This window comes from Mesorhizobium sp. M3A.F.Ca.ET.080.04.2.1 (assembly GCF_003952525.1).
GTDB lineage: Bacteria > Pseudomonadota > Alphaproteobacteria > Rhizobiales > Rhizobiaceae > Mesorhizobium.
Genome location: NZ_CP034451.1, coordinates 5,178,170 through 5,201,087, shown reverse-complemented (window position 1 = coordinate 5,201,087; position 22,918 = coordinate 5,178,170). Strand labels below are relative to the sequence as shown.

General features: G+C 61.5%; 19 protein-coding genes and 1 pseudogene. 6 read left to right on the top strand and 14 right to left on the bottom strand.

All coding sequences use genetic code 11. The features are described from left to right. Positions 1-341: 341 nt before the first annotated feature. The 8 genes from EJ074_RS24830 to EJ074_RS24790 form a co-directional block, all read right to left on the bottom strand. The gene (locus EJ074_RS24830) at positions 342-983 is read right to left on the bottom strand and encodes a hypothetical protein (RefSeq protein WP_245420385.1); all 642 of its coding nucleotides are present in this window, start codon (positions 981-983) and stop codon (positions 342-344) included. A gap of 130 nt (positions 984-1,113) precedes the next feature. After that, a complete protein-coding gene (locus tag EJ074_RS24825) occupies positions 1,114-1,635 on the bottom strand; it encodes a sigma-70 family RNA polymerase sigma factor (protein WP_245420386.1) in 522 nt (173 codons plus the stop codon). Between the two features lie 772 nt (positions 1,636-2,407). Beyond that, positions 2,408-3,121 carry an ABC transporter ATP-binding protein gene (locus EJ074_RS24815; protein WP_040973253.1) on the bottom strand — a complete coding sequence of 238 codons (714 nt, stop codon included), beginning with the start codon at positions 3,119-3,121 and terminating at the stop codon, positions 2,408-2,410. Next, positions 3,118-3,855, bottom strand: coding sequence for an ABC transporter ATP-binding protein (locus EJ074_RS24810; RefSeq protein WP_095806851.1), 738 nt, complete (start codon positions 3,853-3,855; stop codon positions 3,118-3,120). The genes EJ074_RS24815 and EJ074_RS24810 overlap by 4 nt, the downstream gene beginning before the upstream one ends. Then, entirely contained in the window at positions 3,852-4,844 is a 993-nt protein-coding gene (locus EJ074_RS24805; protein ID WP_095806852.1) for a branched-chain amino acid ABC transporter permease, read from the bottom strand. Before EJ074_RS24805 ends, EJ074_RS24810 begins: the two co-directional genes overlap by 4 nt. A gap of 1 nt (position 4,845) precedes the next feature. Further along, complete coding sequence (locus EJ074_RS24800) at positions 4,846-5,718, bottom strand: branched-chain amino acid ABC transporter permease (RefSeq protein WP_095806853.1); 873 nt, start codon at positions 5,716-5,718, stop codon at positions 4,846-4,848. A 158-nt stretch (positions 5,719-5,876) separates the two neighbouring features. Continuing rightward, positions 5,877-7,148 carry an ABC transporter substrate-binding protein gene (locus EJ074_RS24795; RefSeq protein ID WP_095806854.1) on the bottom strand — a complete coding sequence of 424 codons (1,272 nt, stop codon included), beginning with the start codon at positions 7,146-7,148 and terminating at the stop codon, positions 5,877-5,879. Positions 7,149-7,537: 389 nt separating this feature from the next. Next, positions 7,538-9,007 (bottom strand): NAD-dependent succinate-semialdehyde dehydrogenase, encoded by a 1,470-nt coding sequence (locus tag EJ074_RS24790; protein WP_165350113.1) that lies wholly within the window; start codon positions 9,005-9,007, stop codon positions 7,538-7,540. A 162-nt stretch (positions 9,008-9,169) separates the two neighbouring features. On the opposite strand from EJ074_RS24790, the gene EJ074_RS24785 reads away from it, so the two are divergent. After that, positions 9,170-9,844 carry an FCD domain-containing protein gene (locus EJ074_RS24785; protein ID WP_095806856.1) on the top strand — a complete coding sequence of 225 codons (675 nt, stop codon included), beginning with the start codon at positions 9,170-9,172 and terminating at the stop codon, positions 9,842-9,844. Positions 9,845-10,070: 226 nt separating this feature from the next. Here EJ074_RS24785 and EJ074_RS24780 read toward each other — a convergent pair whose 3' ends face one another. The 6 genes from EJ074_RS24780 to EJ074_RS24755 are packed head-to-tail and all read right to left on the bottom strand — an operon-like array spanning position 10,071 to position 14,918. Next, a complete protein-coding gene (locus EJ074_RS24780) occupies positions 10,071-11,402 on the bottom strand; it encodes an FAD-binding oxidoreductase (protein ID WP_095806857.1) in 1,332 nt (443 codons plus the stop codon). Between the two features lie 47 nt (positions 11,403-11,449). Next, entirely contained in the window at positions 11,450-11,803 is a 354-nt protein-coding gene (locus EJ074_RS24775; RefSeq protein WP_095806858.1) for a cupin domain-containing protein, read from the bottom strand. Then, positions 11,791-12,510 (bottom strand): ABC transporter permease subunit, encoded by a 720-nt coding sequence (locus tag EJ074_RS24770; RefSeq protein WP_095806859.1) that lies wholly within the window; start codon positions 12,508-12,510, stop codon positions 11,791-11,793. The genes EJ074_RS24775 and EJ074_RS24770 overlap by 13 nt, the downstream gene beginning before the upstream one ends. A 1-nt stretch (position 12,511) precedes the next feature. Continuing rightward, positions 12,512-13,225 (bottom strand): ABC transporter permease subunit, encoded by a 714-nt coding sequence (locus EJ074_RS24765; protein ID WP_095806860.1) that lies wholly within the window; start codon positions 13,223-13,225, stop codon positions 12,512-12,514. Positions 13,226-13,279: 54 nt separating this feature from the next. After that, entirely contained in the window at positions 13,280-14,098 is an 819-nt protein-coding gene (locus EJ074_RS24760) for a transporter substrate-binding domain-containing protein (protein WP_095806861.1), read from the bottom strand. A gap of 43 nt (positions 14,099-14,141) precedes the next feature. After that, on the bottom strand, positions 14,142-14,918 hold the full coding sequence (locus EJ074_RS24755) for an amino acid ABC transporter ATP-binding protein (RefSeq protein ID WP_095807029.1): 777 nt from the start codon (positions 14,916-14,918) through the stop codon (positions 14,142-14,144). A gap of 1,001 nt (positions 14,919-15,919) precedes the next feature. On the opposite strand from EJ074_RS24755, the gene EJ074_RS24750 reads away from it, so the two are divergent. From EJ074_RS24750 to EJ074_RS24730, 5 genes and pseudogenes are all read left to right on the top strand, one after another. Further along, positions 15,920-19,303, top strand: coding sequence for an adenylate/guanylate cyclase domain-containing protein (locus EJ074_RS24750; RefSeq protein WP_095806862.1), 3,384 nt, complete (start codon positions 15,920-15,922; stop codon positions 19,301-19,303). Positions 19,304-19,328: 25 nt separating this feature from the next. Then, a pseudogene (locus tag EJ074_RS24745) lies at positions 19,329-20,631 on the top strand (extracellular solute-binding protein). A gap of 169 nt (positions 20,632-20,800) precedes the next feature. Then, positions 20,801-21,100 carry a hypothetical protein gene (locus EJ074_RS24740; protein WP_095806863.1) on the top strand — a complete coding sequence of 100 codons (300 nt, stop codon included), beginning with the start codon at positions 20,801-20,803 and terminating at the stop codon, positions 21,098-21,100. Between the two features lie 612 nt (positions 21,101-21,712). Then, positions 21,713-22,174 carry a nucleoside diphosphate kinase regulator gene (rnk, locus tag EJ074_RS24735; protein WP_095806864.1) on the top strand — a complete coding sequence of 154 codons (462 nt, stop codon included), beginning with the start codon at positions 21,713-21,715 and terminating at the stop codon, positions 22,172-22,174. 170 nt (positions 22,175-22,344) lie between these two features. Beyond that, positions 22,345-22,908, top strand: a complete 564-nt coding sequence (locus EJ074_RS24730; protein ID WP_095806865.1) for a nucleoside-diphosphate kinase — start codon at positions 22,345-22,347, stop codon at positions 22,906-22,908. Positions 22,909-22,918 lie beyond the last annotated feature (10 nt).

Here is a 22,918-nt window from a genome sequence, read left to right as displayed (position 1 = left end):
AGCTACGAGCGGTATCGCTGAACCGTGTTGGCGCGCCTGCGCCAGCCACACCCCGCGACTCTCCTGGGAGAGTCCCTTCATGGCGGCTCGCGCCGCCGAGGTGATTTCAAAGGCACCGCAAGAAGCACACTGAAACTCTACCTTGCGGAACGTGATTTCGGCCTCCAAAGCCGTTCCAGCGCAGACCGGGCATGAGGAGGGAAAATATCTCCTCTCAAAAGGCAAAATGTTCATCGTAAGGTCTCTCTAGAATCCTCTCCGAAGGCGAAGCGGCTAGACCGGAACGGTGGGCGGCTCTGGCGGATCGCGGACGGAATGCGGCTATCAATCCTGGGCGGTGATCAACCTCTTATCTTGTGAGAAACATTCCTCCGCGTAGCGACTTCGATCTGCTTTGCTTCCACTTCGAGCCTGTCCGGAGCGGCCGAGCCCATCAAGGCGTAGGCCGTACCCCCCGATTGCCAGTAGACCGTTGGGACGCGGCCGTCAGTGGCCGGAGTCGGCGGGACTGCGTCTTCGCCGTTCATTGGGGCGGCGACGAGGGTGATGCGCCCGACGCTTGGTGTGTCAGCCGTCACAACCAGGCTTTGTTGACCATTCCAGGGCTGCACCTGGACATCTTTGACCACCCAAACAGACGGAAGAGCCGGCATGCTGACGTTGACGGCGCCAACCAGCCGTTCGATCTTGTCCTGCTTCGGCTCGGCACCTTTCTCCGGGCCTGCATTGAGCTGCGCGACGCGCAAGGCGTCCCTCGCGGCCAGGATGAAGGTTTCGTCAGCCGTCTTGCCTCCCTGGCGAAGCGGCACGGTCAACGAGTTGGCCGACCAGCCGATCGCCACCAACGCGACCGCGGCGACTTGAAGCCGGAGCAGGCTAAGCACCTTCCTGCGGCGAAACGCTCCTTCCAGTCGCTTCGCCTTCTCCACGCTCGCGCTGGGCGGGAACAGCCGCCGCGGCTGGGAGTCGCGCAACGCCTCCATAGCCTGTGCGTGAGCAAAGACCTCCGCCGCCAGTTCCGGCTCTCGTGCAAGCCGGGCTTGCAGGTCGGATCTCTGCGACTGCGAAAGCTCACCGTCCAGCAGGCGGCCGATATCCTCTTCGGAAATCTTATCAGTGGGCCACATCGCGCCCTCCCACGATCTTGAAATGACGGGAAGACCCGCCGTCCGTATTTTCCAGGTTTTGCTTCAACGCCGCGCGAGCGCGGCTCAGGCGGGACATCACCGTTCCTGACGGCACGCCCAGCAGCTCGGCCGCTTCCGCATAGGTGAAGCCGAGTACCCCGACCAGATGCAGTATCTCGGCTTGATCGGCCGGAATTCGCGCCAGAGCCTTTCTTACATTGGAGAGTTCCGCAGAATGCTCTTGCGCAGGCGGCAATGCTGACTCGGACACATCCGCGAATGTTGCTAGGCGCTGCCGTTCGGCATGGGCCCGGCTAGCATGTGTGAGAAACGTGTTGCGAACGATCGTAACGAGCCAGGGCAGCAATGGGCGAGAACTGTCATAGCTGGTGGCCATTGACAGGGCGCGGACAAGCGCCTCCTGAACCAAATCATCCGCCTCAGAGTCGTTGCCGGTCAGGACGCGACCGTAACGCCAAAGATCCTCCAGGTACGGTATGACGTCCAACTTCGTTTTCATATCACCAGAGCTGTTTCTACTCCTTGGGCCACCCTAGCCAACCCGCTCGCGCCAAAGCGCGCGGCCCAGCGGTCAAGGACAGGGACAGGCAACCGCTGGGCCGGATGGGAGCGTACTCCTCCCGACTGCAAGAACTGAGAGCCATGCATCGTCAGTTGCTTGCGCCGCTCCCTGGTTCCGACATGGCCTCGAAACGCTTCCACGTCGGGCTCACCCTCCTTGCACCATTTACCAAGGCCGGTCGGAAACTATTCCAGACGACAGCGAAATTCTTTTTTTGGAGGGCGGGCAGGCCTCATCGGCAAAGGACTGCGGAATAGAGTCCCTTGCTCAAGGGTATCATAAGGAGCCGGGATTCACCCGAACGGCAAGGATCGATAGCGAGAGAGATCGCGAATGCAATTTGGCGAGATAATTGCAAACACGTTCGCCGCAATCTTGGTGATATGCGGTCTCGCCCTCATCTTCTTGGTAGCCGGAAGGCCGCTCTTCCCGAGGCGCCACGCGCGAATGGTCGTGATCTTGCCAGCCGATCAGAATACGACTGCCTCGACCTGCAACACCCATCCGCATCTGCCGACGACTTCAACCTTGCCCTCGCCCCGTCCCGGCCTACAGGAAGAATCTGAACTGTAATACGGACGAGGCAAGAGGCGGCGTGGGGCCGGTCAATACGAGGGCGGACAGACCTTGTGCGTGTTGCTCGGGCAAGCCGGCAGCATTCGTAGACGACTGGCAAGAAGGCGTCAGCTTAGAGGCTTCAGACTCCACCCATGTAAATGTCCATGATCTGACGGTCGTCGCGGACGTCTTGCGGGCTGCCCTCGAAGCGTTTCGAGCCGGCGGCCAAGATGTAGAGCTTATCTGCGATCGGCATGGCTTCACGGATGTTCTGCTCGACCATCAATATGCCGATGCCTTGCTTCGTCAGCGTCGTGATGCGCTCCAGCGTCTCGATCACCATGGCCGGTGATAGGCCGGCGGAAGGCTCGTCGAGCAGGATAAAGCGTGGCTCCGAAACCAGTGCGCGGGCCAGCGACAGCATCGCCTGCTCGCCGCCCGACAACGCGCCCGCCGCCGTTTTGCGCCGCCTGGCCAGCGACGGATACTGGTCGATCAATGTCTCAATGCGCCTTTCCACCAGCCGCTTGTCGGCGATAGCGTAACCGCCCATGCGCAGGTTCTCCATCACCGTCAGGCGCGGGAACACGCCACCGCCCTGCGGCATCAGCACCAGCCCCTGCCGTACCACCTCGTGCACGGGCAGATTGGACAGCACGGTCTCGCCAAGGCGGGCGGCGCCGTTCCACACCGGCAGCGCTCCGGCGATGGCCTTCAGCAAGGTGGATTTGCCGCAGCCGTTCGGCCCGAAGATGCAAGTGATTTTTCCGAGCTCGGCCGTTAACGAGATACCATGAACGATCTCCTGTTTGCCGTAGCCGGTGACGATGTTCTCGGAGGCCAGCGTGCTCATTGCGGGCGTCCCAGGTAGGTCTGCATGACTTCAGAATTGCGCACGATGTCCTCGAAGGCGCCGCTGGTTACCACCCGTCCCGAATCCATGACGATGATTCGATCGCAGACGTTGCGAACCATCTCCATGTCATGTTCGATGACGAGGAAGGACACGCCCTGTTTGCGCAGCCGGGCAATCGCTTCCAGGATGATCTTCCGGATGTTGGGGTGGACGCCTGCCGTTACCTCGTCGAGCAGGATCAGCGATGCTTGCCGCATGACGGCGCGACCAAATTCCAGCAGCTTCTGCTGACCGCCGGACAGGTCCGAGGCGCGGTTGTCGGCGACATGCTCGAGCTTGAGGAGGGTAAGTGTCTCGGCCGCGCGCTCGTGTGCGCCCTGCCAGTGACCTTCCGCCGCCGCCGCAAGAAGGTTCTCGGTCACCGTCATATTGTCGAAAAGGGCCGGGATCTGGAAGGTACGGGCCAGGCCGAGCCGGGCGACTCTGTGCGCGCTCATTCCGGCGACGGCATGGCCGTCGAAGCAGATCTCGCCCTTGTCCGGCATGATCGTGCCGGAAACGAGGCTGAACAGGGTCGATTTTCCGCAGCCATTGGGGCCGATGAGCCCGGCAATCTCGTGCCGCCCGACCGCCAGTTCGACGCCGTTGGCGGCCTTGATGCCGCCGAAATGCTTAAAGAGCCCGCGCACGCTCAGGATCGGATCGGCTGCCGACTGCATCCCGCCGCTCATGGGTGACCTCCCTCACCGCTGCCGATCAGCTTGTCCAGGACTTTGTCCAGCGCGTCGTTCTTGCGCCTTGCGAACAGCCCGGCGATGCCGTTGGGCAGAAACAGCACCACCAAGACGATGGCGGTGCCGAGGATGGCGATGTAGAAGGCGGTGTCGCCCCAATACATCCAAATCAGCCGGTTGACGACGAACAATGCGACGCCGCCGATGGCCGGTCCCCACAGCGTGCCCAGGCCGCCCAGCAGCACCATCACTACCATCTGGTCGGTGATGTCGCCGCCGAAAACGGACTTCGGATTGATGAAGGTAACCCAGTAAGCAAAGATGGCGCCGAAGACGGACGCCGTGACAGCGCTGAGCACGAAAGTCTGCAGCTTGACCAGGGCCGTGTTGATGCCCATCGCCTCTGCCGCTGGCTCGTGGTCGCGTAGCGCCTTCACCTTCAGCCCGAAGCGCGAACGCTCGAACAGCGCCCAGGTGAGGAAGTACGTCAGCACGGCGGTCCCGACCATAGCGAAATAGAAGAAGCGTTCGTTGAGATATGGAGGCAGTCCGATACCACCGATGCCGCCGGTGAAATCCATTGCCGAAGCGAACTGGATCAGCACCTCGGCAAAAGCCCAGGTGGCGATGGCGAAGTAGGCGCCACGCAGCCTCAGTGTCGGTGCGCCGATGATGACCGCGCACAATGCGGTCACCACCATGCCGGCGGGAATGGTAGCTGAGAAAGGCAACCCGAAAGGATCGCCCATCAGGAACGCGGTTACATAGGCGCCAAGACCGAAAAAGGCCGACTGGCCGAAATTGATGTAGCCGGCATATCCGCCCAGCATATTCCATGAGCAAGCGAGCCCCGCCCACATCAGCGCGCCTGTGGCGATGCGCAGCCAGTAATTGTTCACCGTCCATGGCAGGGCGCCTAGCACGACGATGATGATGGCGAGGAGAACGAGGCCTCGCCATTGCGCGTTTGTCGGTAGCAGCGCCATGTCAGAGCCCCCGCCGCAGGATCCCACGCGGGGATATCAAAAGAACTAGAAACAGCGTGGTAAAGATCGCCAGCAGCGAATAGCTGGCGCCGACATAGGTCGAGACGAAAGCTTCGATGACGCCTAGCAAAAGGGCCGCCACCAGCGCGCCCTCGACAGAACCCAGACCGGCAAGAACGGCTACGAAGAAGGCAAACAGCGTGTAGCGCAAGCCGACCTCCGGATTGACCGAGTAGATCGCCCCCATCAAGACCCCGGCCATGGCGGTGATGCCGGCATAGAGGCCATAGACATTGGCGCTCAGTCGTCCGATGTTGACACCCATCAGTGCGGCATTGTGCCGGTTCTCGGCAGTTGCGCGGATCGCCAGTCCGTAGCGGGTGCGATAAAGAAACAGGAAGAGCCCGCCGGCGATCGCCGCGGCGAACACCGCTGCCACAACCCGGATCAACGGAACCGTGACCGGGCCGATCGCCAGACTTTCGCCGCTCAGCGCGGTTGTGACGTTGCGGGTGTTGAAGCCCCACGCGGTCAGCATGCCGCCGCGCAGTAGCGTGAACAAGCCGAAGCTGAGCGCCAGGGCCATCAACTCCGGCCGCGCCGTGCGGCTGTTACGAACATTGTAAAGCACCGGGCCGATCAGATAACCGAGGGCGCCGAAAAGAACGAACGCCAGCGGGATCGCGAGGAAGCCGTCGAGCCCGAGCCACGCGGTGATGTAGTAGCCGAGATAGCCGCCCAGCACGACCCAGCCGCCGACCGCGAAGTCGATGACGTGCAACACCCCGAAGGCGAGCTGGAAGGCGATGGTAAAGGTGGCGATGACACCGCCGATCAGGAGGCCATTCAGCAAGGTCTGGAGAAAAAGATCCAAGGCGACATCCGTTTTTCGTCAAGCAACGGGAAGGCGGATATTCCGGCAAGCCCGGATGGGCAAAGCGGAACGGTCCATCGTTCTACAGCTATGCGCACCGGTGCCGCACCCATCGGCAGATGCGGGCGGCAAAACCGTCCGCATCTGCCCGTGCACGCCTATTTCCAGGCCGGCAGTGGGTAGATGTAGTCGGCTGCCGCGGCCTCCTTCGGCCCGACCGCGACAGTCTTGCCGCCCTGGATCTGGACCAGGACCGGCACGGGCTGGATGTTGTCGTGGTAATGCGGGCCGTCCTTCTCGAACTTGATCGGCCCGTAGAAAGTTTGGATGTCGGTTTCGGCGATGGCATCCTTCAACGCCACTCGGTTCTCGGGCGTCAGCGCCGGCTTCTTGCCCAAGCGCTTCAGCGCATCGCCCAGCACCAGACCGCTGGCCGCGCAGGCGGCGGCCGTGTAGTCCGGCTCGCCTCCCAGTTTCTTCTGCGCCATCTGGGCGAAGTCCTTGGCCGTGCCGAATACGTCGTCCTTGTAGGCCACTGTAGGCAGCCAGACCACCACGCCCGTCGTGCCGTCGGCATCGGCGCCGAGCGCCTGGGCGAAGGCCGGATTGGTGATACCGTAGTGCATGATCAGCGCCTTCGGCCGGTAGTTCAGCGACTTCGAGGTCTTGACCACATTGATCAGAACCTCCTCATGGCCACCGACAGCGACGATGTCGGGGTTGAGCGCCGCGATCTTGGAGATGATCGGCGTGAGGTCCCCTTCCGGCGGCACCAGCTCGTAGGTGGCCAGTTCGAGGCCGGCGGCCTTGGCGCCGTCGCGAAAACCTTCGCCCGTCTCCTTCGAGAACGGCTCGTTGACGCTGATCACAGCAACAGTCTTCGCGGCCGGTTTGGAAAGCTTCGCCAGCACGCCCAGCGACAGGCCCGAAGTCGTATCGACCGCCGGGATAATGCCGAAATTGAACTCAGGCTTCGCCTTCCAGACGTTGGGCGATTCGGCCGAACCGGAGATCATCGGCACCTGGTACTTCTGACAGATCGGCTGTACGGCAATGGTCGAGCCGCTGGTATAGGGACCGAACAGCACGTCGACCCCGTTTTGCACGATCAGCCGCTCGGCGGCGTCTGCACCCGTCGCCGGGCTGCTCTGGTCGTCGCCGTAGAACATCTCGACCTTGAAGCGGTCACCAGCTACCTCCACGCCGCCCTTGGCGTTGATCGCATCCGCCCAAAGGTCATAGCCCTGTTTGGTCAGGTTGCCGCCGAGGATGTTCTCGCCCGAGAGCGAGGTGATCACGCCCGCCTTGAAGGTCGCCGCTTGGGCGCGCGCCGTTCGCACGAACGGCATGCCGAGAGCACCGGCCGTGACGGCCATGGCGCTGCCGCCAAGGAACCGACGGCGCGAGAAAGAACGATCGATTGGAGCCATTTTGCAAATCCTCCCTTGCTTTTTATGGCGGTGATGCCGCTTTCGATAACCTTTCCCATCGATGCTCCAATTGGAAAATCGGTGGCACTTTTACTTCGTCTTGGGCAGCGCCCGTTCGCTCAGTGTAGAAGCCGGTTTAGATCAACACGACTTACTCCAGCCCGACTGGCCGATCGTGCAAGAGCTACCTCGATCGCCGGTTCGCCAAATCCATATATAGCTCCCGACTTGGCAGTTCCCATGTCTGAGCCGTCGCCTGGACAATTTTCTCCTACTTGCAGTTTTTCTGTCAGGCGGCGGAATTTTGGGGCCGTTTTGCTCGCAAACTTGCCATACGTGAGCGCAGTGCCGGCCGCTTTCGATCCCGGTTGCCGGGTCTGGTCATGTCGTTACCAGTTGGTCGCGATGTATTTTGGTTGGAGATATTCAAGCAGGCCATGATGCCCTCCCTCCCGGCCGAGCCCGCTCTGCTTCATCCCTCCAAACGGCGCTGCCGGGTCTGAGACTACGCCGCGATTGATGCCGACCATCCCACTTTCGATACGTTCGGCGACACTCAGGGCGCGCCTGAGATCACCACTGAAGACGTAGGATACGAGGCCATACTCGGTTTCGTTCGCTAGCCGTACAGCCTCGTCTTCCGTATCGAAGGGCGATACCGCTGCGACCGGTCCAAAGATCTCCTCCCTCGCAATATCGGAATCGTGAGATACGTCAGCAAGCACTGTAGGAGGATAGAAGAAGCCCACGCCAGACCGCGGTTTACCGCCCGTTTCGATACGCGCCCCGCGGGCAACGGCATCCTTCAGCAAGCGATCGACCTTCTCCACCGCGGTCGCTGTAATAAGCGGCCCGAGTTGGGTCGTCGCGTGAAGACCCGGCCCCACTGAAAGTGACGACATTTCCTCGGTAAGCCGGCGGACAAAAGCATCGTAGATGCCGCGCTGCACATAGAAGCGGTTTGCCGCGGTGCAGGCTTCTCCGCCGTTGCGCATTTTGGCGACCATGGCGCCGGCGACGGCATCCTCGAGATTCGCATCATCGAACACGATGAAAGGAGCGTTGCCACCGAGTTCCATCGAGCAACTGATGACCCGGTTGGCGGCCTCGCGCAGCAGGATGCGGCCAACGGCGGTCGAACCCGTGAATGACAGTTTACGCACCCGACTGTCGTGCAGCATCGCGCTCACCACAGGCCCTGCGGCCGTGGTCGTCACGATGTTGACGACACCTTCGGGCAGACCGGCTTCCATGAGGATCGCGCCGATCGTCAACGCGGTCAGCGGCGTCTCAGCCGCCGGCTTCAGGACGCACGTGCAACCGGCCGCGAGCGCCGGGGCGATCTTGCGGGTCGCCATGGCAGCAGGAAAATTCCAGGGCGTGACGAGCACGGCAATGCCAATCGGCTGGTATTGAACCAGGATTCGATTAGCGCCGCCCGGCGCATAGCCTATGTCGCCGAAAGTGCGCACCCCTTCCTCAGCATACCAACGGAAGAACTCTGCGGCATAGGTCACCTCGCCGCGAGCGTCCGGGAGTGCCTTGCCGTTCTCCAGCGATATCAGTTGCGCCAGCCTTTCGGCACGATCGAGCATGAGCTGATGGCAGCGCATCAGGATGTCCGATCGCTGGCGTGAGGGTGTTTGCCTCCACATCGTCGCAGAGGCCTCCGCAGCATCGATTGCCCGGATGCCGTCGGTGACTGCGCCGTCTGCGACAGATGCAATCGTGCGCCCATTGGATGGATCGGCGACATAAAACCGATTGCCGCCGGTTGCACTTGTCCATTTGCCGCCCACCAGCAGCTCCACAGGAGCGCCTGCAATGATAGCCCCAGCATCCGCCCTAAAAGGCTCGATGTCCCTTGCTGGCTGAGTCACACTCGACCTCTCGCGGTTTAGAAAACCCGTGCAACCAATCTGTGATTGCCCGGGACCAATATGAAATTGGTATTGAAACCGGTGTCAAGATAGATCAAATTGGTTGCGGAGAAAATTGCCGATTCGTCCAGGAGTGGGCCTATGACGGTCGTTCTGAGAGATTTCATTGAGGCGGAAGGATTGCAGCCAGGCGACCGGCTGCCCCCTGAGCGCGATCTAGCGGTCAAACTCGGTTTGCCGCGCACGGCCCTGCGGCGCATGCTGGCCGAGATGGAGCAAGAGGGGCGCCTTCTTCGGCATGTAGGGCGTGGCACTTTCGTCGCCGAGCGCGGCGCGACCGCAAGTGCTCCGTACCGCGCACAGAATGCCTCCCGGAAGGAACTGTGGACTTATCCCGCTGAGGTCTTCGAAGCACGATTAATCATCGAGCCGAAGGTGGCCGCGCTCGCCGCGTTGCGGGCGACGCCCTACGAAACCGAAGAGATGCAGAAAGTCATCCAGCATGGCAGCACCGCCGCGACGCTGGCGGAGTTCGAGCGCTGGGACGCCGCGTTCCATCAATTGGTAGTGGCGGCGGCCCGCAACGGATTGCTGGCCTCGCTCTACGAAGGTATTCACTCGCTTCGGGCGGGGCGGCTGTGGGGGCGCATGAAAGAGCAGTCTCTGACGAAAGAGCGTATGCAGGAGTATACGGCTCATCATCGCGCGATCCTGCAGGCGATCATTGACCGGGATGGCGGGCAGGCCGAACAAAGAATGCATAACCATATCTTGACCGCGAGAGCCAACATCCTCGGATCAGAGACAATGGCCTAGGAAGGTATCGCCAACAATACTGTCAGACTGCCGTATGAGCGGGATGGCGGCCCTTCGAACTCTGCTCGCTTGTCGCCCTATTCAAGGCGGGGCACCTTACACACTTTAACGGATCCACGGCGCGCGGATTGACCGCCCGTCAGTCCTGGACAATGAGTGCCAGGCAGATGCAATGCGAAAGGTTGCGGCGATGTGCACCCGGGCCTGACCGCAAGGAAGAGCAAGGTCATGGCCGCTTTTCTTCGCGCTGCCGGCGGCGCATGGCACGCTTATCCCGCCATTCATACAGGGAATAGACAAGCGGGATGAACCACGGCTTGCCGCGGTAGAATGGTACGGCCTTCGGCGCGGGGTCGAAATCGAAGGCGGACTGCGCCTTTTCGGCTTCACCGAGGATCTTGAAGGCAGCCTTCTTGCCCAGCCAGCGGGCCCAGACCACTCCGGAGCCGCAGAACCCGGTGGCGTAAACCGTATCGCCCGAGGTGAAAATCCGGGGCAACATGTCGCGATGCATGGCGACCTGGCCAAACCAACTATGCGTCAGGCCAACGCCCTCCAGCTCGGGGAAAATCCGGCCAAGTTCGCTGCGCAAATGGGTGGTCGGCGCCAGCGCGTCACCCGCCGTGGTGCCGTCCCGGCCGCCGAAGAGGATGCGCGATCCGTCCGCCGAAGGGCGATAGTAATAGCTGAGCTGGCGCATGTCGCCACACATCATGCGCCTCGGCATCAACCGGTCCATCGCTCCTTCTGCCAATGGCTCGGTAGCGATGATGCGGCTACGCACCGGCACAATACGGCGGCGCAGCCAAGGATCGAAGCCGTCAGTATAGGCATCCGTGCAGATCAGCACCTTCCTGGCGAAGACGTCGCCGCGCGATGTTCTCACGCGGACCCCGCCGGCCTCGGCGATTGTTCCGGTAACGGCTGTGTTCTCATGGATCACCGCCCCGGATGCGGTTGCCACCCGCAGAATACCAGCAAGCAGCTTGGCCGGATGCAGGCCACCGGTATCCATCCGCACGAATCCACCCGTGTAGAAATCCGTCCCGATGTAGCTCGGCACGTCCAACCGGGCGACGGGATAAGCCTCGATGCCAAGCAAACGCCGCAGTAGATCGGCGGAGCGACTGAGTTCGTCATATTCGTCCGCATTGATCGCGCCGACGAAGAGGCCGGAGAGATGGAAGTCACAGTCCACCTTCTCCTCCCTCACAAACGCCCATAGGTCTTCCCGCGCGGCCTTTCCCTCCATCAGGATCTCAGTGGCGCGGGCCTCGCCGAATCGTCTGATCAACTCCTTGCGCCCGGGTCGAATGCTCCCGCTCGCCATGCCGCCGTTACGGCTGGAAGCCGCCTGCCCCAGCGCCTGGCGATCAAAAAGCTGGATACTGCGACCGGCACGAGCAAGCTCGATGGCCGCCGAAAGTCCTGCATAGCCTCCCCCAACGATCGCCACGTCGCATTTGGGGACGACGGGGTGGACTGTGAGAGGAGCGAAGGTGCAATCGTCCCACCAATAGGGCGTGGATTTGAAGGGGTCAGCCGAATCTGCGGTCATTGGAAAAACCAGCTTTTGGTCGGACAAGCGCGGGCAAGCAAAACCGGTCAATCACGTGAGACCCAGAGTTTGCGCGTAGTTTCGATGGCGCGCCATACACCGGTGAACCCCGGATGCATGACGAAGGCATCGCCAGCCGCGATGCGGCGCGGCTCGCAGCCATCCTCAATGAGTTCGGAGACACCTGAAAGGATGTAGCAGAACTCGAAAGTCTCGCCCTTAATCGAACGATAGGCGCCGGGCGTGACCTCCCAGACTCCTGCCTTCACGCCGCCGTCGGCGGTCTGGGCGATATCCCAGCTCAGAAAACGTGGATCGCCCTCCACAAGGCGGTCAGGCAGAGGTTGCCCCTTGCGGGGGCACGGAAGAGCATCCTGGTCGATGAACGTCAACTTGGACATGGGGATGTGGCCTTTCTGCGGGTCAAACGCCGTTCGAACCAAAGTTGCCGTTCCAGAAGCTTCAAGGCGGTCAGTCCGACGACATTGAGGGTGAGATAGAAGACGGAAGTGATGATGAAGATGTCCATAATGGCGAAGGTTTCGCTCATCAGGCGTTTGGCCCAACCCGTGATTTCCAGCACAGCGATGGTTGAGGCGAGGCTGGATTCCTTGACGATGATGGCAACCTCGCCGCTGTAGGATGGCAGCGCTTGTCGCAAGGCCAACGGGAACGTGATCCGGCGCAAGACAATCCAGGGCGACATGCCGCACGCTTCCGCCGCCTCGATTAGCCCGCGCGGCAGCGACAGGAAGGCGGTGCGAAAGATTTCGGCTGTGTAGGCGCCGGTGTTCAACAGGACCGCGAGAATGGCTGCGTGCAAGCCGTCGCCGATAAGCCACCAAATCAGCGGGTTGGCGCGAAGGAACCCGACCTGCCCTAATCCGTAGTAGATCACGAATATCTGCACCAGCATGGGCGTGCCGCGAAAGACAGCGCAATAGGCGTCGGCCGCCTTGCAAACCAAGCGATTGCGCGAAGTGCGGGCGAGCGCCAGCAGGATGCCGAAGGGCAGTCCCAAGCCCACGCCGAACACCGAGATCAGAAGCGTGGTCTTTGCGCCGGTGAGAAGGAACGGGATCGCATAGGCAACAATGGTGAAATCCATTCTAACCTCCGCTGAAGCCGCGGTTGATATGGCGCTCAGCCAGGCCGAACAGGGTCTGGCTGACCGCTGTCATGGCGAAGAACAGAGAAGCGGCGATGCAGTAGAAGAGAAGTGGCGAGCGCGTGATGCCGGCCGCTATGGCCGCCATGCGCATCAGTTCCTGCATGCCGACGATGGAAACGAGCGAAGTATCCTTGATCGTCATCTGCCAGACATTGTTGACCCCGCCGAGAGCAAGTCTCAACGCGAGTGGCAGCGTGATCCTGAAAAAGGCGACCTGTGGCGGTAGCGCCAGAGACTTCGCGGCTTCAAGAAGGCCTTTGGGAACGGCTTCCAAAGCACCGCGCATCACCTCGACTGAATAGGCGCAGGAAATCGTCGCGATGGCGAGGATGCCGATGATGGAAGGATAGGCACTTTCAGCCATGTCCCGGTAGCCGAAGGCGACGGCGACCTTCTGCACCCAGTCGACGGAGCCGAAGAACAGGAGATAGATCACGAGAAGGCCCGGCACGCCCCGCACGACGATGCTGTAAACGTCGATCACCTGGGACAGCACCGGGACTCGCTGCCAGCGGGCGATGGCAAACGGGACGGCTGCGATCAACCCGATCACCATGCCGACCAGACCGATGCAGATCGTGACGAAGGCGCCGCGCAGCAAAGCGAGCCCCCAGCCCTGCTCCACAATCAGCGACCAGAAAGTTTCAAACATGGACGACACCCGTCAGGCCGTCGCGGACTGCGACGGCCGGTTGTTGCGAGAGGATCACTTCTTGCAGGCAATGGTGTAGTCGTCCTTGAACCACTTGAGGGAAGACTCCTTGATCTTACCTCCATTGATCATGTTGCAGAGCGCAGCATCTACCTTGGCCTTGAGTTCGGCATTGCCCTTGCGCATGCCGACGCCCATGCCGTGGCCGAGGGTTTCAGGATCGTTCATCGCCGTAATCTTCACGTCGATCTTCGTGAAGTTGGCGCCGTCAGGCGTAGCGAGGAAATCCATCCAGGTCGGGGAGTCGCCGAAAGCAGCATCCAGGCGGCCAGCCGCAAGGTCCGCGGTCTGCTGCGTGGTGGCATCGTAAGTCTTGAGATCGGCGCTGGTCGCCCGCTTGCCGATGAATTTGGCATAGGTCGTGCCTGTCACGACGCCGACACTCTTTCCGGCGAGAGCCTTTTCGATCTCCTCGAGATTCTTGAGCCCGGCAAGGGGCGAGTCTTTGGGGACCACGAAGTAGAGCGGCGTGGTGGCGTACGGGATGGAGTAGTCGATCTTCTTCTGGCGCTCGGCAGTGATTCCAAGGCCGGAAATGATCACGTCGAAGCGGTCGCTATCCATGGAGGGAACCAGCGAGCTGAAAGCCTGCACCACGAATTTGCACTTCATCTTGAGTTCGGCGCAGATGCCGTTGGCGACATCGGCGTCGAAGCCGGTGACGTTTCCGTTGGCGTCCGCCATGCTGAACAACGGCGCGTCGCCTTCCGTACCGACGCGTAGGACGCCTTCCTCGGCGCGCGCGGCACCGGCTGCGGCGGCGAGCATCAACCCCGACAGGAAAATCGAGCGAAACGCTTGCACTGAAAGCATGAGTGTTACCCCTTTTTCTTTGTTCTAGTGAAGAAAACCGCGTTCAGGCGGCGGCTGGCATGACGCTGGAGAGAAAACGTTTCACCGCCTCCGAGGCGGGGTTGCGAAACAACTCTTCCGGCGCATCGTCCTGCTCAAGGATACCTTTGCGCAGGAATATCATTCGGTTCGACACGTCGCGTGCAAACCGCATTTCATGGGTGACGAGAAGGATGGTCGCACCCTCCTCGGCAAGCGTGCGGATCACCTTCAGCACCTCGCCTACGAGTTCAGGATCGAGCGCGGATGTGGGCTCGTCAAAAAGCATGATCTTTGGTCGCATCGCCAGCACCCGCGCGATCGCCACGCGCTGCTGTTGACCGCCCGAAAGCTGACTGGGATAGCGATCGCGGAACTCGGCCATCCCGACCTTGGAAAGCGCCGAAAGCGCCAGATCCTCGGCCTCCCGCCTTCCTTTCCCGAGCACGTAGACGAGCGCCTCCGTCACGTTGCCGATCACAGTGCGGTGCGGCCAGAGATTGAAGCTCTGGAACACCATGCCAGTCCGCTGGCGAAAGAGTCGGATCTTCGCGCGGTTGGTGATTTCGCTCTTGCCCTGTCGATTGGAGGAGATGGAGATCGCATCGCCCATCACCTCGATCTTCCCCCAGGTCGGCGTCTCCAGAAAGTTTATGCAGCGCAATAACGTACTCTTTCCCGAGCCAGACGCGCCGATAAGGGAAATGACCTCCCCTTCGGGCATCTGGAAAGTGACGTCGTTGAGGACCCTGACTGCGCCGAAGGCCTTGCTGAGTTCATCAACCTTGAGAACCGGGCGCATGTCATGGCGCCTGGAGTCCCATTCAGCTTGCATCTTCTCGACAGCGGGCGCGGCCCAGTTGTCCGACATTTGCGCGAGTTCGTTAATTGCGGCTTGGCGACTGTGACCATCGCTACCGCTGCCCTCGGCGGCGGCGCCGGATCGATATCCCTTGCTGTCAGTCACACTCATCAGCTCCCTGCCTCCAGCAATTAGGCGCAACCAATCTTTGGATTGCTCGAACCAATATGACATTGGTATCGCAACCGGTGTCAAGATAGATCAAATTGGTTGCGCAAGAAATCTGCTGCACTTCAGCGGAAGCGGCCGTGTGACGGTTGTTTTGAGCCAGGCGATCGACTGCGTTCTGAGCGCGATCTCGCGGTCGAGTTCGGTTTGCCTCGCCCCGCCCCGCGGCATGATCGCCGAGACGGAGCAAGACGAGCGCCTTCTTCGTCATCCGGGGCGTGCACTTCGCTGCCGAGTACTGCGCGACCGCAGGCGCTCCCGCCGAGGTCTTCGAAGCGCGATTGATCATCGAAGCGAACGTGCGCTTGCGGCCCTACGGAGGACGCCCTACGAATCAAAGAGATCGGAAAGGCACACACGACAATCGTTTGTCGGAAGCAATGAGCACCACCGCTGCCTCCGCCCCGCCCGCATCAGCCCCAAGGCTGAGGCAGGAGGAGCGCTGGATCACGGTTGCCGCACTGCAGGCTATAACGCCGGGAACGCGCTATCATTTCATGCGCGCGGATGTCGTGATTGGAGCCGTTTGCGGATTGTTCGCTTTGTAGTGCAGGTAAGACCACCTCCATTTGATGTACTCGTCCCATTCGGGACCGAGTTCATCGAATTCAAGTCTCAGGATCCGCCCCGCGCGGACGTCATGCGGTCGGTGCGTGCGATAGGATCGCGCACGGCCCTAAGCTGGCACTGCTCCTCGCATAAGAGGCGCGACCCAACTTAGCGTTTGCGATATATTGCTCGGGCAAAGCCTCCGCCGCCTGGGAGGTAGGCACGTGGATGTTCGGGCATGGCTGGTGAGCCTCGGTCTCGGCGAGTATGCCGAGGCCTTCGGTGCCCACGACATCGATGAAGAGGTGCTCCCAAGCCTGACCGCCGACGATCTGACGGCGCTCGGGATCACGTCGATTGGCCATCGGCGCAAGTTACTCAGCGCCATTGCAGCCCTTGCCGAGGATCAGATCCGGCCCACCGCGGCTCAGCCTTCGCCTGCCGCCTCGGAATCTCGCGCAGAGCGGCGGCAACTCACTGTGATGTTCGTCGACCTCGTCGGCTCGACCCAGCTTACGCAGGCGCTCGACCCGGAAGACATGCGCGAAATCATTCTCGCGTATCAGCAGGCGGTTGCGCGCGAGATCGCTCGCTACGACGGGCGCGTCGCCAAGCTGATGGGCGACGGCGTGCTCGCCTATTTCGGCTGGCCACAGGCGCACGAGGATGACGCCGAGCGCGCCGTACGAGCCGGCCTTGCCGCTGTTTCGGCCACCGGTCGGCTGAACGCACCCGGCGGCAAGTCACTAGCGGCGCGAGTTGGCATCGCCACGGGACTGGTCGTCGTCGGCGACCTGGTCGGCGAAGGTGCTGCACAAGAGGAAGCCGTTGTTGGAGACACGCCCAACCTTGCTGCCCGGCTGCAGGCACTCGCAGAACCTGGCGCAGTCATCATCGCCGACACAACGCAAAGGCTGATCGCCGGGCTGTTCGCGACAGCTGACCTCGGTGAGCGTCTTTTGAAGGGCTTTGCCACTCCGATGCGATGCCAGCGCGTTGTCGGTGAAACAGCCACTGAAAGCCGGTTCGAAGCACGGCACTCCGTGCTTGCACCTCTGGTCGGGCGGGACCGTGAGCTGGCACTCCTGCTCGAAAGCTGGCACCGCTCGGCAACGGCGGAGGCTCGGGTCGTACTGCTCAGCGGCGAAGCGGGCATTGGCAAGTCGCGCCTGATTGCGGCCCTGGCGGAGCGGGTGGGTACCAAACCGCACGCCGAGCTGCGCTTCTTCTGCTCGGCCCATCACACGAACAGCGCGCTGCATCCTCTCATAATGCATCTCGAGCGAGCGGCGGGTTTTGTCAGTGACGACAGTGCCGATAGCAGGTTCGACAAACTCAGGGCACTGTGCGCCAGGCTGCAGTTGGAGGCGGGCGAGGTGCTGCCGCTGCTGGCTGTCCTGTTGTCGGTCGAAGCAGGCGAACGCTACCAGCCGCCCAGATTGCCGGCGCCGACGCTCAGGGCGCGCACGTTGGCGGCGTTGATACGGCTTGTCGAGGTGTCGGCAGCGAACAAGCCGGTGCTTGTGCTGGTCGAAGACGCGCACTGGATAGATCCGACGACGGCGGAGTGGCTCGCGATGCTGGTTGAGCGGCTCGCTGGCCTGCGCGCCTTGTTGGTGGTGACGGCACGACCGGAATTCGAGCCGCGCTGGAAGACTCTATCATCGATAGAGATGGTGCAGCTCGAACGACTCGAACGCGAACACGGCATAGCGATCATAGAGCGCGTTGCAGGCAACAAAAAGCTGCCTCGCGAGATTGCCGATCGGATCCTGGCCAATACGGAAGGTGTACCGCTGTTCGTCGAGGAGCTAACCCGGACGGTCCTCGACTCCGGGCTGCTGCGAGAGGCCGAGGGGCAGTATCTCGCGATCGAGCCGCTGCCCGACCTGGCAATTCCATCGACCCTGCAAGACTCGCTGATGGCGCGCCTCGACCGGCTGTCGCCGGTCAAGGAGACGGCTCAGATCGGCGCCTGCATCGGGCGCATCTTCGGCCGCCGGCTGCTCGCTGCGGTGAGCGGAACGGACCATGCGCGGCTCGACGATGCACTCCACCAGCTCGAACGGGCCGAGCTGGTGTTTCGCAGCGGCACCGCGCCGGAGACGACTTACACGTTCAAGCATGCGCTGGTGCGCGACACTGCCTACCAGAGCCTGTTGAAGAGCCGGCGCCAGCAAATCCATGGCCGGATCGCAGCAGCGCTCGAAGGCGAGTTCGCCGAAATCGCCGAGGCCGAACCCGAGACCGTGGCGCAGCATTACACGCTGGCCGGATTGGCGGCTGAGGCCGTGCCATGGTGGCTGCGGGCGGGGCAACGCGCGATGGCAAGATCTGCCAACCGCGAGGCCGCCGCCCACTTCTCCAAAGGGCTTGAGCTTATAGTGTCGCTGCCCGCTTCCGAAACCCGCCTCAGGCAGGAAGTTGCGCTGTGGACTGCGATGGGTTCGGCTCTCGTTCCGGCCAAAGGTTGGGCCGCCCCGGAGCCTCTGCAGGCATTTTCGACCGCGCGGGAGCTTGCCGCGCGGCTCGGCGACAAGATCCAGCTATTTGCCGCGGTACGCGGCGAGAGCGCCTGCCGAACGATCTCGGGCGACCTGCGCGCCGCCGAAGCGCTCGCTCACCAGTGCAGGACGCTTGGGATGGAGCTCGCCGAGGCATCCGCCGATTCGGAGTACTTGCTGGAGGGACATCATCAGCTCTGGGGCGTCAATTTTTATCTGGGCAAGTACGGACCGGCTGAATCCTTTGTCAGATATGGTCTCAGAACCTACGACTACGAGCGGCATCGGCACCTTGCGTGGGGTTATACGGGGCACGATCCCGGCGTTTGCTGCAGGTCCTTTCATGCGCAGATGCTATGCATATGCGGTAAGCCTGATGGGGCGATCCAGCAGGCAAGGGAAGCCGTCGCTCTGGCCCAGCGTGACTCGCACCCCCTTAGTTTGGCGCAGGCACAGATGGCGCTCGGCGTTGTCCACCTCCTCCGGCGAGAGCCCGGCGAGGCGCGATTCTGGACTGAAAAAGCCATTGCTGTGTGCACCGAGTTTGCCCTCCCGCTTCTGCTAGGACAGGCTCGCGCTTTCTTCGGCTGGGCGCTTGCCGGCCTGGGAGAGTTGGATGATGGGATTGGCGAGATGCGCGGTGGGATCGCAGCGATGGCCGCGACCGGCGCCGACATGGGGATGGCCGCTTATCTGTGTGCGCTAGCGCGGGCTTGCGGCGAGCGCGGCGAGACAAGCGAGGGACTGGCCGTTCTGGAGCAGGCGTTCGACACGCTCGCTAAATCAGGCTCTACATATCAGCTGCCCGAGCTGTTGAATGCGAAAGCAGAGTTGCTGTCACGGGTGGACCCGCCTGGCGACGCCGCCGAAGACCTTTTGCGGCAGTCTCTGGCCGCCGCCCGCGAGCAGGGCGCGGTGTTGGCCGAGTTGAGAGCCGCTTTTCGCCTCGCGGGACTTTGGGTCAATCGCGGCCGCGACAAGGAGGCGCGATCGTTACTCGCACCGGTCTATACGACTTTCAACGAAGGCCTCGACACGCCTGACTTATTGGAGGCCGGACTCCTGCTGCAACGGCTTTCGCAAGGAGCGACTGCGCAACCCTAAGGAGGATTGGGGCATGCTCAACCGAATGTGGATCGGCCTGTTGGCGGTCATTGCACTGCTGCCGCCTGGTGGCCGGGCTGTTGCGACCGAACTCACGATCCTGTGGGCGGAATGGGATCCGGCCAACTATCTGCAGGAACTCGCCAACGAGTATGAGAAGGAGACAGGGGTCAAGGTCACGGTCGAGACCGTGAACTGGCCCGACTTCCAAGATAAGGCATTCATGGAGTTCAATGCCCACGCCGACGCCTACGACATGGTCGTCGGCGATTCGCAATGGCTTGGAGCTGGTGCCACGGAGGGTCACTATGTCGAGCTGACCGACCTCGTCAAGGAGACCGATCTGACCAAGGTCATGACGCCGGCGTCGATGACTTACTATTCAGAATATCCAAAGGGCAGCGGACGCTACTGGGCCATTCCGCTCGAGGCCGACGCGGTCGGCTGGGCCTACCGCAAGGACTGGTTCGAGAATCCTGCCGAAATGAAGGCCTTCAAAGAGAGGTACGGCTACAATCTCGCCCCGCCGAAAACCTGGATGCAGTTGCGCGACATCGCCGAGTTCTTCTACCGACCACACGCCAATCCGCCGCGCTATGGCGTGGCGATCTACACAGAGCAGCACGGCGACGGTCTGATCATGGGCTTCATGTCCGAGTTGTTCAGCTATGGCGGCGAACTCGGGAACTACAGCACTTGTGCGATCGAAGGCATCGTTAACTCGCCGCAGGCCATCAGGGCGCTTGAGGCTTACAAGAAGCTCTACTCCTTCACGCCGCCGGACTGGGGCAATACCACCAATCGAGAGGAAGACCTGGCGATCACCGGCGGTCTGGCGGCAATGAGTATGAACTTCTTCGCCTTCTTTCCGGCACTGGTGAACCCAGCGACAAATCCGAACGCCTCCGTCACGGGATTCTTCGCCAGCCCGGCTGGACCGGACGGAGATCGATTCACGGCTCTGGGTGGCCAAGGTATCTCGATCGTGTCTTATTCGCGCAAGCAAGCGGAAGCCAGGAAGTTCCTCGCATGGCTCGTTCGCGATGACACCCAACGAAAATGGGCGGACCTTGGAGGCTATACCGCCGACGCCCGCATTCTGCAGTCGGAGACGTTCCGCAACGCTACACCGTACAATGAAGCGTTCTACCAGAGCCTATTCGTGGTGAAGGACTTCTGGGCAGAACCCTATTACGCCAAGCTCATCGAGCAGATGAACGCACGTCTGGCACCTTATGTGCTCAAGGATGGCGGATCGGCAAAGGAGACGCTTCGACGGGATCGCGGCCGACTGGAAGACGACCATCGCCGAAAACGGATGCAAATAGCGGCAAGCGGAACGGCAGCTTCGCATGGGGACACCAGCGAGCGGGATCGGCCCTTCCCTTTTCGGACGCGATACCCATTTTGACAGGTCGAGCGATCGCGCCGGAAGCGTACTCATTTTCACTAGAGGGGTGATTTCGCTCACGACGGCATCTGAAAAGGAATCTTACGATGATCACTGGTGCCCAATGCCGCGCCGCTCGCGCGCTGGTCGAATGGACCCGCGAAAAGCTCGCCAGCAATTCAGGCGTGGATGAGTTGGTCATCGAAGAATTCGAGCGTCGGATCACCCTCCCCGACCGGGACATCTGCGACGCACTGCAAACCGCGCTCGAAAAGGCCGGCGCTGTTTTCATTGCCGAAAACGGCGGCGGTATTGGCGTTCGCCTGAAGCTCAATCGCTCCGAGGTCCGGCGAATCGGCATTCTGGAGAATGAGGGTGGCATCGTCGGAACCGACGCCGTTCCATAGGCTCAGGTTTGCCAGGGATCGACGAATTCAGATCTCAGCCCCGTCAATGGGCAATTTCAGAATCCCGCGTTTGCTGACCGGGTGCAAGCAAGGAGATCGTCATGAAGGTTCTGTGGGGGTGATCTCACCGAGGAGGAGCAGACAGCGCCTAAGCTCATGAATCGCGGACCCTCCCGGCTCTATCGAAAGAATTGGCCGAACGGCTTGTCTTCGGGCTGGCGCAAAAGAGACCGCACGGGACCGGCATAAACAGGACTGGAAGAGAACTGGTGATAAAGACGCTGCTCGGCGGTCGCCGCGAATAGCTCAAGAGTGACACCGCTGAGGCGGCTGCCTTGACTTCCGGAATTGCTTCCCCAACTATGCTCTTATGAACGCCGCTGCTAAAATTCTTTGCGATTTTCTTTTCCGGGTTTGCCCCATCGCGGGATCTTAACCCCCGGCTCGGCTGGCATGTGCCCCGAGCCGAGGGGCTAGATTTCCATCGATATGGGATGATCCGCAGGGCTGCACGTCCCCGGGCATCGCCGCTTCGAGCAAAAAATTTCTTCGAATTGGCCCGTTTCCGCTACCTCGATAGCGGCTGACCCACCAGAAATTATGAGAATTCAAATGCTGCACAATACAAAAACTCGGCGTAAGCCGAACATCCGCATCTCGCAGTCGGATTACGCACGTCTGTCGGCGCTGGCGACCACTGTGGCCGCACGAAACCCAGTTGCGTCCGATGAACTGCTTGCCGAACTCGAGCGTGCGCGCGTCGTCGCCGATGGCTGGGTCTCTGCCGGCACTGTCCGGATGGGCTCGACTGTGACGTTCAAGCCCGACACAGGCGATCGGAAAACGGTCACGCTCGTTTATCCGGGCGAAGCGAACATTTCTGAGGGGAAGGTTTCAATCCTGACGCCTATCGGCACGGCCCTGATCGGCCTCTCGGCTGGACAGTCGATCATGTGGACCGCCCGAGACGGACGCCGGCACGAACTGTTGGTGCTTGGTGTGAACCATCCCACCCCGGAAGACGATAGCCCCGACCGCCTCGCACCTTCGTCTGCGATCGCGGCGAGCCTCTAAACATGGGCGTCTCGGTCCGTCTCCTCAATCACGCAGGCAGTCTGATCGCGGGAGTCTGACCCCTGAGCCGGCCTGTTCTGGTCCGGCGCAGGGGTAGCCTTCCACCCGCCGATCAATTGCTTGTTGCCGGATACCCTTGGAGAGGCCCGGCTGGAGACTGGAGACGCACCATGCCCAATATCGACACTTGCCAGCTGACCACCAAGGACTACACCATTCTTGAGGTGATCCGGGAGCGCCATCCAATCCGCGATGAAACCTTCTCGGCCATTCTCCAGCGGAAGATTTCGAGCGCAATTGTGATGTTTCGCGATGACATCCCGGCAAACGTCGTGACACTCAGCAGCCGGGTGGCCTATCGGGTGAACGACGGCCCTGCCGAAACCCGCATCGTCGCACATGACCAGATGCGCGGTCTGGTTGGCATGCTTTTGCCTATCACCAATCCGCGAGGCTTGGCGTTGCTCGGTCTGGCCGAGGGCCAGTCGATGTCTATTCCGACAGTGGACGGCAGCCTTGAAACGCTGACGGTGCATGAAGTGGTTTATCAGCCAGAAGCCGCAAGGCGCGAGAGGCTGAAGCTGGCGGGAGTTACCGCGCCCGGCTCGCACCGACTGGGCGGGCCGGGTCTGCGCATTGTCCATCGTTCCGATGAGCCCGATGGTGGAGCTCAGAACAAGGTTGCGGCGGCCTTCGACACCGGGTTCGACGACCCCGGGCCGTCGGCCGCCTGAGAACTCGACT